The sequence below is a fragment of the Amycolatopsis sp. NPDC001319 genome (assembly GCF_042896185.1).
Taxonomy (GTDB): Bacteria; Actinomycetota; Actinomycetes; order Mycobacteriales; family Pseudonocardiaceae; genus Amycolatopsis.
In genome coordinates this window covers 843936-860526 of sequence record NZ_JBIAWY010000002.1, presented here as the reverse complement: position 1 = coordinate 860526, position 16591 = coordinate 843936, and the positions used below count along the sequence as shown (strand labels likewise).

Below are 16591 nucleotides of genomic sequence, written 5' to 3'. Positions count from 1 at the left end.
GCCGGAACGAACACCCCCTATTGTTCCCGGACCATGTCGGTGGATGAGTCAGTGGTCACGATCCCGGAAGACGCGGACAGCCGTGTCGAGCCCCGGTCCAGCAGTGCCGTACGGTCACGCTCCGTGCGCTTCCGTTGGCTGCCGTGGGCCGCGGCCCTGCTGGGCCTGTTGTCGTTCCTCCTCGTGCGCGGGAGCCTGACCGACGACGGGTACATCACGCTCGCCTACGCGAAGAACCTCGCGCTCCACGGCGAGTGGGCGCTGGTGCCGGGCACCACGGCGAACTCGGCGACCTCGCCGCTCGACGTGCTGCTGCTCGGGCTGCTCACGCTTGTCACACGCATCAGCGGCGCGGCCCACCCGGTGCTCGCGCTCGGCGCGCTCACCGTGGTGTCGTCGGCCGCCATCGGCTGGGCGTGGCAGCGCCTGGCGCGCTCGTTCGGGCTGGCGACGTGGGTCGGGCTGCTCGGTGTGGTGATCGTGGTCGTGAACCCGTTCCTGCTCTCGGCCACGGGCCTCGAGGTCCTGCTCGTGCCGGCGATCCTGCTGTGGCTCACGGTGTTCGCCGTCGAGGGCCGGCCGGTCCTGTTCGGGGTGTTCGCGGCGCTGACGGTGCTCACGCGCCTCGACCTGGTCGTGTTCGTCCTCATCATCACGTTCGGCACGCGGGCGATCCGGCAGCACTTCTGGCGCGCGTTCGGCACCGCCGTGCTCGTCGCCGCGCCGTGGTTCCTGTTCAGCTGGTTCGCGCTCGGCTCGTTCATCCCCGACACGCTGGTCATCAAGCAGGACCAGGAAGGCCTCTTCGGCGCCTGGGGCTACTTCAGCGGCCCGGTGATGTACTTCCTGTACCAGCCGGTGACGGTGATCTTCACGTTCGCCGCGGCGGTCGCGGGTACCGCGGTGCTGCTCGCGTGGTTCGGGCTGCGCTTCGCGCGCCGCTGGGACGACTTCCCGGCTCTCGCGCCCGTCGTCGGGCTCGGCCTGGGTGGCGTCGTCTACTACATCGTGTACTCGACGCTGGGCGTCGGGCCGTACCACTGGTACTACGTGACGCCGACGGCCACGATCGGCTCGTTCGCCGTCCTGATGACCGGCATCTGGCTGGCCGAGTCGGGCCGGCGGCCGGGCCTGCGCAAGGCCGCGCCGCTCACGGCGCTGGGCCTGGCCTGGGTGACGGCGCTCGGCATGGTCTCGATCGACCTCGCGCAGGGCGTGCCGTGGCCGTCGCCGGTCATCTTCGGCAACTGGGCGAGCTCGACCGACTACGCCCGCGTGGGCCGGGAGCTCGGGCAGCGGCTCAACGGCGCGTCGGTGGCGGGGCCGGGGGAGATCGGCACGCTCGCGTACTACTGCGACTGCCAGATCCTCGACGTGTTCTCCGACCGCAGCCAGGTCGCGTCGATCGTGCGCAAGCGGATCGCGGAGGACGGGGCCGTCTCGCGGCTCGGCCTGCGCATCAACTACCACTGGTTCGACCGCAACCAGCAGCCGCGCCAGGTAGACTACCGGCTTCTCTACGGCAAGGGCCCGGCCTCGGGACCCGACTCGTGGACGGTGTATTCGGCCGCCAAGGGCATCGGGCACTTCACGCTGGTGCCCGCGCGCTGAGACCCTGCCCGACCCCTCCCGACGAGGAGTCCCCGTGGCACAGACCCGCACCACCGCTCCCGGCGACGTCGAGGACGCCGGACCGGCACCGCGCCGCCACGGCGTGCTCGCGCTCGTGGTCGCCGTGCTCTCGGCCGGCGCGTTCGCGCTGTTCCGTGACCACCTGATCGACGACACCTTCATCACGCTGTCCTACGCCCGCAACCTCGCGTTCCACGGGCACTGGGGCCTGATCGAGCTGGGCACGTCGAACACGGCGACGTCACCGTTGAGCGTGCTCGTGCTCGCCGGGCTGACGCTGGTGGTGCGCGACGCCGTGCTGGCGGCGGCGATCCTGTACGTGCTGTGCCAGGTCGTCATCGCCGTCGGCCTGGCCCGCCTGGGCGACCGGGCGGGCCTGCCGCGGTGGTTCTCGCCGCTGGCCGTCGCGCTGCTCACCGTGAACCCGCTGCTGATCTCGTCGATCGGGCTCGAGGTCGAGTTCGGCGTGGCGGCGGTGGTGGCCCTGCTGGTGTTCTCGGCGGAGCGGCGGCCGGTGCTCGTCGGGGTGGCCACCGGCGTGCTCGTGCTCATCCGGGTGGACCTGGTGCTGATCGCGCTCGTGGTGGTCCTGCTGCGGGCGCGGTTCTGGGCCGGACTCGGCAAGTCGGTGCTGGCGGCGGTCGTGGTCGCGCTGCCGTGGTTCGTGTTCAGCTGGTTCGTGCTCGGTTCCGCGGTGCCGGACACGCTGATCATCAAAACGCTGCAGAAGTCGTGGGGCGCCTACGGGTTCTCGAACGGCCCGGTGCTGTACGAGGGCGTTTTCCCTTGGGCCACCTGGCTTTCGTTCCTCCCGGCGGCGCTGGGCGCGGTGGCTTTCCTCGGCTGGCTCCTCACGCTGGTGCGCCGCGGCCCCGCGGCGCGGACGCTGCTGCCGTTCGTGGCGCTCGTACCCGCGGGGGCCGTGCACTACCTGGCGTACTCGCGGCTCCACGTGCCGCCTTATCACTGGTACTACGGGCCGAGCATCGCCGTGACCACGCTGTTCTTCGCCGCGGCGGTCGCCGCCGTGGCCGGGCGCGCGCCCGCGGTGGCCCGCTGGACTGCCGGGGCGCCCGCGGTGCTGGCGGCGGTCGGGCTCGTGGTCGTCAGCGCGGTGTTCTACGCGTGGGGCGGTCTGCCGCGGCCGTTCGCGCCGATCATGTCCAACCACACCACCACCGCCCAGTACGAGCGGATCGGGCCGGAGCTCGGCCGGCTCGTCGGCACGGGCACCGTGCGCAGCGGCGGCGAGATCGGCGTGCTCGCCTACAGCTGCGGCTGCTCGATCGTGGACCTGTTCGACGACCGGGGCGCGGTCGGCCCGGCCATCGCGCAACGGGAGGCGACGATGGGCTCGCTGGGCCGCAAGCTCGTCGACCTCAACTTCCACTACTTCGACTACGGCGCGGTGGCCGTGAAGCCCGAATACGCGCTGGTGCCGACCCAGGTCGGCGCGGCCGCACCGGCGAACGCGCTGGCGCAGTGGCGGATCGCGTCGCCGTGGGCCGGCGAGCAGGTGCTCTACCTCGTGCGCGGCGACGGGACCTGACGTGGGCCGGGCCGTGGCCGCCGCGCGTCTCCCGGCCGAGCCGGGGGAGCCCGCGAGACGCGGCCGTGGCCGGGCCTTGCTGTGGCCGGCCACGGTGGCCCTGGTCTCCGCCGTGGTGTTCCTCGGCGTCAGGGGAAGCCTGATCGACGACTCGTTCATCACGCTCTCCTACGCCCGCAACCTCGCCGAACACTTCCACTGGGGACTGGTCGAGGCCGAGACGGCGAACTCGGCGACCTCGCCGCTGAACGTCCTGCTGCTCGCTCTCGGCGGCACGCTCACGCGGGTCGCGGGCGGCCAGGTGCACCCGGTGGCCGGCGCGGGACTCGTGTTCGTGGCGGCGATGACGGCCGTGGGCTGGGGGCTCGCGCGCATCACCCGGGCGCTGCGGCTGCCGTTTTTCACGGCCGTGGCGGGGACGGCGGCGATCCTGGTCAACCCGTTCGTGCTGTCGGCGACCGGGCTGGAGGTGCACCTCATCTCGGCGGCGCTGGTGCTGCTCACGGCGTACGCGGTGGAGGGCCGGGCGATCGGGTTCGGCGTGGTGGCCGGGCTCGCGGTGCTGGTGCGGCTGGATCTGGTGGTCTTCGTGGTGCTGTTCGCGCTGGGGGCCGGGGCGCTGCGGCGCCGGCTGCTGCCGGTGGCGGGCGTGGCGCTCGCGGTGTGCCTGCCGTGGTTCGTCTTCAGCTGGTTCGCGCTCGGCTCGGCGATCCCGGACACCTTCCTGATCAAGACGACCCAGGGCGCGTTCGGCGAATACACCTACGGCAACGGGCCGGAGTACTACCTCGACCCGAAGCGCTGGAAGGCGACGCTGGTGGCGTTCGCCCCGGCCGTCGCCGGTCTGGTGGTCCTGCTCGGCTGGCTGGGGTGGCTGGTGGTGCACCGAGACCAGGCCGCGCGGTTCGGGCCGGTCGGCGTGCTGGGTCTGGGCGGACTGGCGTACTACGGCGCGTACTCGCTGCTGGGCGTGCCGCCCTACCAGTGGTACTACGTGGCGCCGATCGTCGCGCTCACCGTCGTGTTCGTGGTCGGCGCCGGATGGCTGGCCCGCGGTGGCGCGTTCCGGGTGGGCGTGGCGAGCCTGGCGTTCGCACTGGCGGTGCTGCCGGCCGCGTACCTCGACGTGCACCGCGGAGTGCCCTGGACAGCGCCGCCGATCTTCGGCAACTGGGCCACGGCGGCCGACTACGCCCGGGTCGGCCGGGAGATCGGCGCGCGGGTCGGCGGCGCGACGGTGGCGGCCCCGCCGGAGATCGGCACCCTCGCGTACTTCTGCGAGTGCACGATGGTCGACACGTTCTCCGACCACGGCCGCGTCGTCCCGCTGGTCGCGCAGCGCATCGCGGCCGCGGGACCGGTTCCGGGGTTCCTGCTGCGGCTCGACTACCACTGGCTCGACCGCGCGCGACGGCCCCGGCCCGTGGACTACCGCCTCGACTGGAGCTGGACGCCGATCTCCGGGCCGGACACCTGGCACCTGCGGTCACCGGCGACGGGCGACGGCTGGGTGCGGCTCGTGCGGATCTGATCGCGCCCGCGCCGCGCAACGGTTACCGTCACGGCATGGCGAAAGACTCGGCGGTGGAGGTCGCGGTCGGGGACCGCATGGTGCGCATCTCCAACCCGGACCGGGTGTACTTCCCGGCCCGCGGCGAGACGAAACTGGACCTGGTGAACTACTACCTCTCGGTGGGCGAGGGCATCGTCCGCGCCCTGCGGGAGCGCCCGTGCATGCTGCACCGGTTCCCCTCGGGCGTCGCGGGGGAGAAGGTGCACCAGAAGCGCGTGCCGAACGGCGCGCCGCCGTGGCTGGAGACCGTGCGCGTGCACTTCCCCCGCTACGGGCGCTACGCCGACGAGCTGTGCGTGACCGAGGCGGCGCACGTGGCGTGGGCGGTGCAGATGTCCACTGTGGAGTTCCACCCGTGGAACTCGCGGCGCGCGGACACGGAAAAGCCGGACGAGTGGCGCATCGACCTCGACCCGATGCCCGACTGTCCCTTCGACACGGTCCGCCGGGTCGCGCACGTCGCCCACGAGGTGCTGGACGAGCTCGGCGCCGTCGGCTGGCCGAAGACCTCGGGCGGCAGCGGGCTGCACGTCTACGTCCGCATCGAGCCTCGCTGGGGCTTCGCCGACGTGCGCCGCGCGGCGCTGGCCTTCGCGCGCGAGGTGGAGCGGCGCGCGCCCGACGAGGTGACGACCACGTGGTGGCGCAAGGACCGGGACCCGAAGAAGCTGTTCGTGGACTACAACCAGAACACGCGTGACCACACGATCGCCAGCGCGTACTCCGTGCGCGGAGTGCCGGAGGGCACCGTGTCGACGCCGATCCGCTGGGACGAGGTCGACGACGTCGAGCCGCGCGAGTGCACCATCGCCACCGTGCCCGCGCGCTTCGCCGAGCTCGGCGACCTGCACGCGGGCATCGACGACGCCGTGTTCTCCCTGGAGCCGCTGCTGGAGTGGGCCGACCGCGACGGGCTGGAAGCCGAGGACTCCTGACGATCAGCCGATGCGGTACGCGGCGGCTCCGTTGTGGAGGAACCGGGCGCGACCGTACTCGTCGGAACCGACCAGCGACAGCACCTGGTGGACTCCGGATTCCGGCTCGACGGTGATGATCGCGCGGTCACCGAGCCGGACCACCTCGGCTCGGTTCCGGGGCGTGCCGGCGGACGAGCTTCGGGGGCGGTGGGTGAGGAAGGCGCGGCCGTTCTCGACGGCGAGGGTGATGTCGTACGCCGTGGTGCGGTAGGTCCCGCCCATGCGGTCCGGGTCGATCGGAGCCGGGTTCGCGGGCGGCACGGGCAGCGGGGTCGTCTCGACCCCGGCGAGGTCCCGGAGCACCGCGCTGAAGATCTCGTAGGCCATCGGTTCCCCACCCGAGCTGTTGGTGAGCACGGCCACCGCGACGCCCGCCGAGGGCGCCACGCGAACGAAAGCCTTCTGTCCCTTCGAGACGCCGGTGTGGCCGAGCACGCCGTCGCGGTGGAGCATCCAGCCGAGCCCCCAGCCGACGATCCCGCCGCCGAAGTCCGGGACGGAGTCGAGCTGGGGTTCGCGCAGCGGCGAGAGCGTCTCGTCGGTGAGGTGCAGGCGGACGAACTCCAGCAGGTCGCGGGCGCTCAGCGCGAGGTGCGAGCCGCTGGGCACGCAGTGGTAGCGGACCGCCCACGACGTGGTGGGCACGAGTTGCCCGTCCGCCTCGACGTGGCCGACGGCGGCGCGGTGCAGGATCGCCTCGTACGGGTCGACGGCGACGGTGCGCAGGCCGAGCGGAGCGACCAGGTGTTCGCGGAGCACGTCGTGGAAAGGCTTGCCGCGCAGGACTTCCACGAGCCGGCCGAGGAGCGCGTAGCCGCTGTTGGAGTAGGAGAACACGGTGCCCGGCGGGAAGCGGTGGTCGGCTTCGGCGAGGGTGGCGACGAACTTCTCGATGGCGTCGTCGTTGCGCCCGCTGTCGACCGGGTGGTTGCCGTCGAGGCCACCGGTGTGGGTGAGCAGGTGGCGGGCGGTCAGCGACGCGGTGGCGGCCGGGTCGCTGAGCCGGAACCCGGGCAGGTACTCGCGGACGGGATGGTCGAGGTCCAGCACGCCCTCGTTCACCAGTTGCCGGACCAAGGTGGCGGTCCAGAGCTTGGTGATCGAGCCGATCTTGAAGACCGAGTCGGTCGTGGCCTCGACGCGCGTGTGCAGGCTCAGCACGCCCGCGGCTTCGTCCTCGATCTCCCCATCGGCCAGCACGGCGACCTGCGCGCCCGGTACGTCGTACTTCCCGATGAGCTCGCCCAGATTCCACCCCATGCCGCCAACGTAGCGGCGGTCCCGGGACGCCGGGGGATGGCGGGCGTCCCGGGACCCGGGTCAGAGGCGTTCGATGACGGTCGCGTTGGCGAGGCCGCCGGCCTCGCACATCGTCTGCAGGCCGTAGCGGCCGCCGGTCTGCTCCAGGACCGACAGGAGCGTCGTCATGAGCCGTCCACCGCTGGCGCCGAGCGGGTGGCCGATGGAGATGGCGCCGCCGTTGATGTTGACCTTGTTCAGGTCGGCACCCAGTTCCGCCTGCCAGGCCAGCACGACGCTGGCGAACGCTTCGTTGACCTCGAACGCGTCGATGTCCGACAGCTTCAGGCCCGCGCGGTCGAGGACCTTGCGGGTCGCCGGGATGACGCCGGTGAGCATGTACAGCGGGTCGTCGCCGACCACCGAGAACGAGTGCAGGCGCGCCCGCGGCTTGAGGCCGAGCTTCTTCGCCGTGTCGCTGCTGGTGATGAGCACAGCGGAGGCGCCGTCGTTGATCGGCGAGGAGTTGCCGGCCGTCACGCGCCAGTCGATCTGCGGGAACGCTCCGACCACAGGTCGGCCTTGAACGCCGGCTTGAGGCCCGCGAGGACCTCGGGCGTGGTGCCCGGGCGCACCGACTCGTCGGTCGTCACGTCCACGAGCGTGCCGTCGGGGCCCGGCGCTTTGAGCGCGGCGACCTCGCCGGCGAACTTGCCGTCGGCCCAGGCCTGGGCGGCGCGGCGGTGGCTCTCGGCGGAGTACGCGTCGAGCTGCTCGCGCGAGAAACCCCACTTGGCGGCGATGAGCTCGGCGCTGATGCCCTGCGGCACAAGACCTTCGGGATAGCGCGCGGCGACCCCGGCGCCGAACGGGTCCTTGCCGGCCATCTGGCTGCCCATCGGCACGCGGCCCATGGACTCGATGCCGGACGCGATGGCGATGTCGTACGCGCCGCTCAGCACACCCTGCGCGGCGAAGTGGATCGCCTGCTGGCTGCTGCCGCACTGGCGGTCGACGGTCACCGCGGGCACCGACTCCGGCAGCCCCGCGGCGAGCGCGGCCCAGCGCGCGGTGTTCATGCTCTGCTCGCCGATCTGCCCGACGGCGCCGCTGATCACGTCGTCGATCAGCGCGGGGTCGATACCGGTGCGCTCGACCAGCGACCGGATGGCATGCGCGTGCAGATCGACCGGGTGGACCCCCGCCAGCTTGCCCGTGGGCTTGCCCTTGCCGATCGGTGTCCGCACCGCGTCGACGATGACCGCGTCCCTCATGACCTGCCTCCTCGCATAGCCGCTTGATCCCGTTGTACGCCCACCGAGTTGGATAACACAACTCACTGCGTGAGCGCTGTCGGCCACCTCACACCGCCCAGGTGACGTGCTAGGTTGGAAATTCCTGCTGGGGCGTAACGGAGGTGGGACGGATGACGGCGCGAGGCCGGGAATGCTCGATCGCGGACGCGCTCGAGGTGGTCGGCGAGCGGTGGAGCCTGCTCGCGCTCCGGGAGATCATGCTGGGCGAGCGGCGGTTCAACCAGATCGCCGAGAACACCGGGGCCAGCCGCGACATCCTCGCGGCGCGGCTGCGCAAGCTGGTCGACGCCGGCGTGCTCGAGAAGCGTCAGTACGAGAACCACCCGCCGCGCTTCGAATACCTGCCGACGGAGTCCGCGAAGGCGCTTCAGCCGGTGCTGCTCGGCCTCATGCAGTGGGGCGACCGGTTCATCCGCCAGGGCCCGCCGCCCACGGTGTACGAGCACGAGTGCGGTGAAGAGCTCCGGCTGAAGAGCGTGTGCGCGCACTGCGGCGAGGCGATCGCGTCGACGGGCCTGCACGCGGTCCGGCTCGGCGCGGTGCACTGATCTTCCCCTGACGCACACGGCTTCCGGGCCGGGCGGGCGCGTGCCAGGATGGCCGCGGAAGCCGTCCGGCCGGGCGGTGGTGCCGGGAAGGGGCGGCGTGCCGGAACGGATCCTGGTGACCGGCGGGACCGGTCAGCTCGGCAGTGTGGTGGTCGACCGCCTGGTGGCGGCGGGCGAGCAGGTGCGCGCGCTGAGCCGCCGGCGCCGCGGCGGAGGCGGCGCCGAATGGGTGGTCGGCGATCTGCGCTCCGGTCGCGGCATCGACACGGCGCTGGCCGGCTGCGACGTCGTCCTGCACTGCGCCACCGACTACCGGCACGAAGTCGCCACGATGCGCACGCTCGTGGAGGCCGCGCGGTGGACGGGCAACCCGCCGCACGTCGTGTACGTGTCCATCGTCGGTGTCGACCGCGTACCGCTCGGCTACTACGCGGCGAAGCTCGCGGCCGAGGAGGTGCTCGCGGGTTCCGGGCTGCCGCACACGATCCAGCGCGCCACGCAGTTCCACTCGCTCGTGCGCGCCGTGCTCGCGGGTGCGGCCCGGCTGCCCATGGTCCCGGTGCCGCGCTGGCGGTTCCAGCCGGTGGACGTGCGGGACCTCGCGGTGCGCCTGGGCGAGCTGGCCAAGGCCGAGCCCGCGGGCCGGGCGCCGGACTTCGGCGGACCGGAGGTGCTGGCGGCGACGGACCTGGCGAAGGCGGTGCTGGCGGCGAGCAGCCGGACGAAACGCGTGGTGCCGGTGCGGCTGCCCGGCGCGTTGTTCCGCGCCTACGCCGAGGGCGGCAACCTCGCGCCCGGCCACTCCGACGGGGTGATCACCTTCCGGCAGTACCTGGCGGAGCAGGCGAATCCGGCGGCGCTGCGCTACCACTGACACCACTGGCACCACCGACTTCGCGTGGGGTGACCAGCAACTTCAGCACGTCGGCGAAGAGCGAGTCCGGCACCGCCGACGCTTCGACGCCGCGTTCCACCGCGAGCCCGTTGGACAGCGCCAGCACCACCACGGCGAGCTGCTCCGGCGGCAGCGGCAGCTCGACGCCGTGCTGGGCCGCGGCGCGCGTGATGGCCGCGGTGATGGCGTCGCGCAGCTGGGCCCGGCGCAGTGCGAGTCCTTTGTGGACGGCCGGGTTGCGCATCGCGATTCCCCAGTACTCCAGCAGGAGCCGGTGCCAGGTCGCGTCCGTGTCCACGCCCGCGGCCAGCCGCGCACCCGCCTCCGCGGTGGCCTCGCCGAGATCGCTCAGCTCGTCGAACGCCGTGGTGGCCGAACGCATCCGCTCCACGATGTGCTCTTCCATGATGGTGAGCACGAGGTCGTCGCGGCCCTCGAAGTTCGAGTAGACCGCGCCCTTGGTGAGGCCGGCCGCCGCGGCGATGTCGTTGAGCGACGTGGCCGCGATGCCTTGCCGGGCGAACACCTCGCCCGCGGCGTCGATGATCTTGCGCCGGGTCTCGGCGCGGCTCGGGCGACGGCGCGGGGTCCGCGAAGGGGCCATGGGCCGGAGACTACAGCTCCCTCACCTGGACGTTTTTCGTTGACTGTGATCCAGGTCATCTGGTAAGCCTCTGACCCGATACCGGTTGGTATTGAGTTGGAGGTCCCGTGCCCACTGTCAGCGTCGACATCCGCCGAAAGCTCTCCGCCCTCGCCGTCGTCACCGCGATGGCCGCGACGGTCTTCACCGCCGCCGCGCCGTCCGCCACCGCCGCGCCGTCCGCCGCCGACGCGCCGTCGCCCGGAAATCCCGCCGGTGACCCGTTCTACGCCCAGCCCTCGCCGTTCCCCGACGTCGCGCCGGGCACCGTGCTCGACTCGCGGCCCGTCACCATCCGCGCGCTGGCCCTGCCCGTGCCGGTGCGCGCCTGGCAGGTGAAGTACCGCTCGACCGACACCGACGGCGCCGCCATCGCCGACGTCGCCACGATCATGCAGCCGGTGAACCCGCCGGCGGGCGGTGCGCGCAAGCTCGTGTCGTACCAGACCGCGCAGGACGGGCTGACCACCGACTGCGCGCCTTCCTCCGTCCTCACCACGGGCACGGCGCCGCCGGCCGAGGAGCTCGCGCTGATGCTCCCGCTCGTCGCGGCGGGGTACACCGTGGTGACCGCCGACTACGAAGGCCCGGACTCCGAGTGGGCGGCCGCCGCCAACACCGCCCACGGTGTGCTGGACGGGATCCGCGCCGCACAGTCGTTCCCGCCCGCCGGGCTCGCCGGCCCGAGCACGCCGACGGGGTTGATCGGCTATTCGGGCGGCGCGCTCGCCAGCGAATGGGCCAACGAGCTGCAGCCGCAGTACGCGCCGGAGCTGAGGTTCGCCGGGGTCGCCGCCGGCGGCGTGCCCGCGGACCTCGACTACATCGCGCGCCACATCGACGGCGGTCCGTTCGCGGGCATCTACGTGGGCGCCGCTGTCGGGCTCGCCCGCGCGTATCCGGAGATCGACACGGACGCACTGCTCAACGCGCGCGGCAAACAGGCGTTCGCCGAGGTCGGCAAGCAGTGCATCGCGCAGTTCACGGTCGGGCAGGCGTTCCGGCGCATGCGCGACTACACGACCGTGCCGCAGTTGCTCGACGTGCCCGCGGTGAAGCGCGTGATCGCCGAGAACACCATGGGCCGCTTCAAGCCCGGCTCGCCGGTCTACGTCTACCAGGGCGTGTTCGACGAGCTGGCGTTCTCGCCGCCGGTGGACAAACTGGTGCGCACGTACTGCGCGCAGGGGGTTTCCGTGCAGTACCACCGGATCCCGATCGGCGACCACGTGACGGTGGCGGTGCAGGGCGCCCCCGGCGCGCTGGCCTACCTCGCCGACCGGCTGGCGGGCAAGCCCGCGCCCAGCACCTGCTGAGGCGCGCACGGGTGGCGGTCCCGCCGGAGGGGGGAGGGGCCGCCACCCGAGTCGTCCGACGGCTTTGATCCGGTTGCGCCGGAAACCGATCCGCCTCCGTCGTTGGCGGCAAATAATTCCGAAGAATCTTGACCAGGTTCGGGCAGACATCCTATGTTTGGCGAGCTTCGGGCCTCGCTCACGGCCGGATTCCGCCTTCGACGACGAACGGACCTGTCATGTCGGACCTCTCCTCCCCGCCCTCCCGTCGGACCTTTCTCAAGCTCGGTGGCGCCGTCGGCGCGGGCTTCGCCTTGAGCGGGTTTCGCCCGTTCACGGCGCAAGCGTCGCCCGTGCGGCCGCCCTCTGCCGACCTCGTGGCCGACGCCGCCGCGACGACCCTGTGGTACCCCGCGCCGGCCGTCGAGTCGCACGTGATCGAGCAGGCGCTGCCGATCGGCAATGGTCGGATCGGTGGCCTCGTCGGCGGTGACCCCGCGGCCGACTACGTGTACTTCACCGACTCGTCGCTCTGGACCGGCGGGCTCAACGACACGGTGCAGGACGACGGCCAATTGCCCTACGGCAAGGACGACTTCGGCAGCTTCGGCCTCCTGGCCAAGGTGCGGCTGAAGCTGCCCGCCCACACCGGTGTCAGCGGCTACCGGCGAACCCTGGACCTCAGCAACGGCCTCGTCACCGCGACCTACGGCCTGCGCGGCGCGACCTACCGGCGCGAGGTCTACGCCAGCTATCCCGACGACGTCGTGGTGATCCGGCTGACGCAGCAGGGCGGTGGCTCCTACACCGGCTCGGTGACGCTGGAAGGCACTCGCGACGAGAAGCCGACGGCGGGCGGCGGCGCCGTGTCGCTGGGCGGCACCTTCGCGAACGGCCTGAAGTACAGCACCGCCGTCACCGCCGCGTCGAAGGGCGGGCGCGTCAGCGTCTCGGGCACGGAGGTGACCTTCACCGGCTGCGGCGAGGTGGTGATCGTGGTCTGCGGCGGCACGAACTACGTGCCCGACGCGGCGCGGCACTACCTGGACGCCGGGGCGAACCCGGCTTCCGTGGCCGTCGGCAAGGTGAAGGCCGCGGCCGCCGCTTCCGGCACGGCGCTGCTGGCCACGCACGTGCAGGACTACCGCAAGCTGTTCGACCGCATGAAGGTCGACCTCGGGCAGTCGCCGGCCAACCGGCGCACCCTCGACTCGTGGTCGCGCATCGCGGTGCGCAACACCGACCCGGGCACGCCCGACCCGGAGCTCGAGGCGAGCTACGTGCAGTTCGGCCGGTACCTGACGATCACCGGCTCCCGCAGCGGCCTGCCGATCAGCCTCCAAGGCTTGTGGCTCAACAACAACTCGCCCGACTGGTACAGCGACTACCACACCGACATCAACCTGGAGATGAACTACTGGCTCGCCGACCGCGCGGGCCTGAAGGAGTGCTTCACCGCGCTGGCCGACTACTGCCTCGCGCAGCTGCCGTCGTGGACCGACACGACGAAGCGGCTGTTCAACGATCCTCGCAACCGGTTCCGCAACAGCACCGGCAAGATCGCCGGCTGGGCCATCGCGTTCTCCACCAACATCTACGGCGGCTCCGGCTGGGCCTGGCACCCGGCAGGCAACGCGTGGCTGTGCAACAACCTGTGGGACCACTACGAGTTCACCCAGGACAAGGCCTACCTCGCGAAGGTCTACCCGGTGCTCAAGGGCGCGACGGAGTTCTGGGAGGCGCGCCTGGTCACCAAGACCATCGACGGCAAGGACTACCTCGTCAGCGACACCGACTGGTCGCCGGAGCACGGCCCGGACGCGCAGGGCAACACCTACTCCCAGGAGCTCGTCCACGACCTGTTCGGCCACTTCGCGCAGGCGACGCAGATCCTCGGCCGCGACGGCGACTACGGCCGGACGATCACCGGGATGCGCGACCGGCTGCACCTGCCGACTGTCAGCCCGGTCACCGGCTGGCTGCAGGAATGGCTCTCGCCGGAGAACCTGGGGGAGACGACCCACCGGCACCTCTCGCCGCTCATCGGGTTCTTCCCCGGCGACCGCATCAACACCGACACCGCGTCGAAGGAACTGATCGACGGGGTGCGCAACCTGCTGATCGCCCGCGGTATGGACACCTTCGGCTGGGGCTGCGCGTGGCGCTCGGCGTGCTGGGCCCGACTCAAGGATGCCGACCGCGCGTATCAGCTCTTCCTGACCGTGCTGCGGCCTTCGTTCAACAACGGCAACGGCACGGCGGCCAACTTCTTCGACATGTACAGCCAGGGCAGCTACACGATCTTCCAGATCGACGCGAACCTCGGCGGGCCGGCCGCGGTGCTGGAAATGCTGCTGTACTCGCGCTCCGGCGTGATCGAGCTGCTGCCCGCGCTGCCGTCGGCCTGGGCGGAGTCCGGCCATGTGACCGGCATCGGCGCGCGCGGCGGGTTCGAGGTCGACCTCGAGTGGCGGCGCGGCAAGGTCACCAAGGCGGTCGTGCGCAGCGTCGGCGGTACGGAGACCGAACTGCGCGCGGGCAGCTGGAAGCAGCAGGTCCGGCTGCGTCCGGGCCAGTCGGTCACCGTCACCCCGCGGTGACCGGACGGGCGCCGGATGGTTCCCGTCCGTACCTTCCGGCGCCCGTGCCGCTCGTCGGTTCGACCTCGAACAGTGTAGCGTTCAACTACATGAGTCGGACGGATCGGGAGCGGGCATGAACATCGCGTTGTGGATCGCGGCGGGGATTTCGGCAGTGCTGTACCTGGGGGCGGGCGGGATGAAGCTCGCCACGCCGCGGAAGAAGCTGCTGGAAAACCCCAACATGGGCTGGGTCGAGGACTTCTCGGACACCTCGGTCAAGCTGATCGCGCTCGCGGAGGTGCTCGGCGCGATCGGCCTGATCCTGCCGCAGGCCCTGGACATCGCGCCCGTGCTGACGCCGATCGCGGCGGTGGGCCTGGCGATCGTGGCCTTCGGGGCGATCGTGGTGCACGCGCGGCGCAAGGAGCCGAAGGCCGTGCCGGTCAACGTGGTGCTGCTGGTGCTGACCGTGTTCGTCGCCGTGGGCCGCTTCGCCGGCTGAGCGGACCCTCACCCGGGCGTCGGTCTCGACCGGTCTCCGGCGCCGCGGCTGGCCTAGGCTGGACGCGGCGACGGACGGGAGGCCCTAGGTGGACGTCGATCTGCGGAAGGTGCGCTACTTCGTCGCCGTGGCCGAGGAACTGCACTTCGGCCGGGCGGCGGAGCGGTTGCACATCGCGCAGCCCGTGCTGTCGCGCCAGATCCGGGCGCTCGAAGAGGAGCTGCGCGCGCAGCTGTTCGTCCGCGACCGGCGCTCGACGGAGCTCACGGCCGCCGGCCGGCAGCTGCTCGAGGACAGCCGGCCGATCCTCGCGTCGGCCGACGCGTTGCGGCGACGCGTGGCGCTGGCCGCGCGCGGTGCTTCGACCTTCACCATCGGTTTCATGCCGGGCATCACCGTGACCGAACCCGTGCGGGCGCTGACGGACCGCCATCCCGGGCTCGACGTCGAGCTGGTCCGGACCACGTGGGACGACCAGACCCAGGTGCTGCACGACGGCCGCGCCGACGTCGGCATCGTCCGGCTGCCGGTGGACCCGCGCGGGCTCACGGTGCGGCCGATGTTCAGCGAGCCGCGCGTGGCCATCCTGCCGGTGTCGCACCGGCTGGCGGGCAAGGAGTCCGTGGACGTGGCCGACCTCGCCGACGAGCACCTGCTCAACGACCCGGACGCGGTGCCGGAGTGGCGGGCCGTCGCGACCGAGCTGCGCACCGGCGGCGCCGCGCGGCCCCGCGGGTTCCGCAGCATCGAGGAGAAGCTGGAGCACGTGGCCGCCGGTCTGGGCATCGCCATCGTGCCGCTGTCCACTTCGGAGTACTACACGCGCCCGGACGTCACCCACGTGCCGGTCGGTGACCTGCCGCCGGGCCAGGTCGCCCTGGCGTGGGTCGCCGCGCGGCGCTCGCGGCTGATCTACGAGTTCGCGGAGCTCGTCACAGCCTGACTGCGGGGCGCGCGCTCGTGTGGTAGGCCAAGACCATGAACGCGCTGGGCTCGTACGTCGAGTCGTGGTCTCCCGAACCGGTCACCGACACCGACGCGCTCCCGGCCGGACCGGCCGCCGCGCTGTCCGCGGCGCTGGACCTGCCGCGGCCGGCCGCCGTCGCAGGGCAGGCGCTGCCGCCGCTGTGGCACTGGCTGTACTTCCTGGAATGGCCGCGGCAGGCGGAGATCGGCGCCGACGGCCACCCGGCGGACGGCCACTTCCTGCCGCCGCTGCCGGACCGGCGGCGGATGTTCGCCGGCGGACGCCTGGAGGTCCGGGCGCCGCTCGTGCTGGGCACGCCGGCCGAACGGACGCGGTCGCTCGGCGACGTCGCGGTGAAGCACGGCCGCACGGGCGAGATGCTGTTCGTGACCGTGCGGTCGGAGATCAGCCAGGACGGGACCGTGCGCGTGGTCGAGGAACAGGACATCGTCTACCGCTCCGGCGAGGACGCCGGGCGCACCGCACTGGCCGCGCTCGACGTGACCGGCGAGCCGGAGTCGGCCGCCGAATGGCAGCAGGTGTGGACGCCGGATCCCGTGCTGCTGTTCAGGTTCAGCGCGCTGACGGCCAACGCGCACCGCATCCACTACGACGAGCCGTACGTGACCGGCACCGAGGGGTACCCGGGTCTCGTGGTGCACGGCCCGTTGCTCGTGCTGCTCCTGCTGGAGCTCGCGCGCACCCGCGCGCCGGAACGCGCGATCCCCTCGCTGTCCTACCGATTGCGCCGCCCCGTGTTCGCGGGCGAGCACCTCCTTGCGACGGGCGTGCCCGCCGAAGGAGGCGCGGCGCTGCAGGTCGACTCCGCGCGTGCGGAAGCCGTGGCGACCGCGGACGTCGCGTTCGCCTGAC

At 72.0% G+C, this 16591-nt stretch carries 13 protein-coding genes and 1 pseudogene; 11 read left to right on the top strand and 3 right to left on the bottom strand.

The genetic code is table 11. The features are described 5' to 3' along the window. Positions 1-123 precede the first annotated feature (123 nt). Genes ACFY1H_RS09270 through ligD form a run of 4 tightly spaced genes read left to right on the top strand, consistent with a single transcriptional unit; the run spans position 124 to position 5689 of the window. Positions 124-1611, top strand: a complete 1488-nt coding sequence (locus tag ACFY1H_RS09270) for a hypothetical protein (RefSeq protein ID WP_366582041.1) — start codon at positions 124-126, stop codon at positions 1609-1611. A gap of 34 nt (positions 1612-1645) precedes the next feature. After that, entirely contained in the window at positions 1646-3181 is a 1536-nt protein-coding gene (locus ACFY1H_RS09265) for a hypothetical protein (RefSeq protein ID WP_386945662.1), read from the top strand. A gap of 13 nt (positions 3182-3194) precedes the next feature. Beyond that, complete coding sequence (locus ACFY1H_RS09260; RefSeq protein ID WP_386945660.1) at positions 3195-4712, top strand: hypothetical protein; 1518 nt, start codon at positions 3195-3197, stop codon at positions 4710-4712. Between the two features lie 35 nt (positions 4713-4747). After that, on the top strand, positions 4748-5689 hold the full coding sequence (ligD, locus tag ACFY1H_RS09255; RefSeq protein ID WP_386945658.1) for a non-homologous end-joining DNA ligase: 942 nt from the start codon (positions 4748-4750) through the stop codon (positions 5687-5689). Positions 5690-5692: 3 nt separating this feature from the next. On the opposite strand, the gene ACFY1H_RS09250 is transcribed toward ligD, so the two are convergent. Together ACFY1H_RS09250 and ACFY1H_RS09245 are read right to left on the bottom strand one after the other, a co-directional pair. Then, positions 5693-6991, bottom strand: coding sequence for a serine hydrolase domain-containing protein (locus tag ACFY1H_RS09250; protein WP_386945656.1), 1299 nt, complete (start codon positions 6989-6991; stop codon positions 5693-5695). Between the two features lie 60 nt (positions 6992-7051). Then, positions 7052-8244, bottom strand: a pseudogene (locus ACFY1H_RS09245) (thiolase family protein). Between the two features lie 152 nt (positions 8245-8396). On the opposite strand from ACFY1H_RS09245, the gene ACFY1H_RS09240 reads away from it, so the two are divergent. Both ACFY1H_RS09240 and ACFY1H_RS09235 read left to right on the top strand, forming a co-directional pair. Next, entirely contained in the window at positions 8397-8834 is a 438-nt protein-coding gene (locus ACFY1H_RS09240; protein ID WP_386945654.1) for a winged helix-turn-helix transcriptional regulator, read from the top strand. Between the two features lie 97 nt (positions 8835-8931). Continuing rightward, the gene (locus ACFY1H_RS09235; protein WP_386945652.1) at positions 8932-9708 is read left to right on the top strand and encodes an SDR family oxidoreductase; all 777 of its coding nucleotides are present in this window, start codon (positions 8932-8934) and stop codon (positions 9706-9708) included. On the opposite strand, the gene ACFY1H_RS09230 is transcribed toward ACFY1H_RS09235, so the two are convergent. Further along, positions 9650-10333 carry a TetR family transcriptional regulator gene (locus ACFY1H_RS09230; protein ID WP_366582049.1) on the bottom strand — a complete coding sequence of 228 codons (684 nt, stop codon included), beginning with the start codon at positions 10331-10333 and terminating at the stop codon, positions 9650-9652. The two genes, ACFY1H_RS09235 and ACFY1H_RS09230, sit on opposite strands and share 59 nt — an antisense overlap. A gap of 107 nt (positions 10334-10440) precedes the next feature. Between ACFY1H_RS09230 and ACFY1H_RS09225 the strand changes: the two genes are divergently transcribed. The 5 genes from ACFY1H_RS09225 (at position 10441) to ACFY1H_RS09205 (ending at position 16590) form a co-directional block, all read left to right on the top strand. Continuing rightward, positions 10441-11688 (top strand): lipase family protein, encoded by a 1248-nt coding sequence (locus ACFY1H_RS09225; RefSeq protein ID WP_386945651.1) that lies wholly within the window; start codon positions 10441-10443, stop codon positions 11686-11688. Between the two features lie 218 nt (positions 11689-11906). Then, entirely contained in the window at positions 11907-14267 is a 2361-nt protein-coding gene (locus ACFY1H_RS09220) for a glycoside hydrolase N-terminal domain-containing protein (protein WP_366582051.1), read from the top strand. Positions 14268-14382: 115 nt separating this feature from the next. After that, positions 14383-14751, top strand: coding sequence for a DoxX family protein (locus ACFY1H_RS09215; RefSeq protein ID WP_366582052.1), 369 nt, complete (start codon positions 14383-14385; stop codon positions 14749-14751). An 88-nt stretch (positions 14752-14839) separates the two neighbouring features. Beyond that, a complete protein-coding gene (locus tag ACFY1H_RS09210) occupies positions 14840-15694 on the top strand; it encodes a LysR substrate-binding domain-containing protein (protein ID WP_366582053.1) in 855 nt (284 codons plus the stop codon). A gap of 35 nt (positions 15695-15729) precedes the next feature. Further along, complete coding sequence (locus ACFY1H_RS09205; RefSeq protein WP_366582054.1) at positions 15730-16590, top strand: hypothetical protein; 861 nt, start codon at positions 15730-15732, stop codon at positions 16588-16590. Position 16591 lies beyond the last annotated feature (1 nt).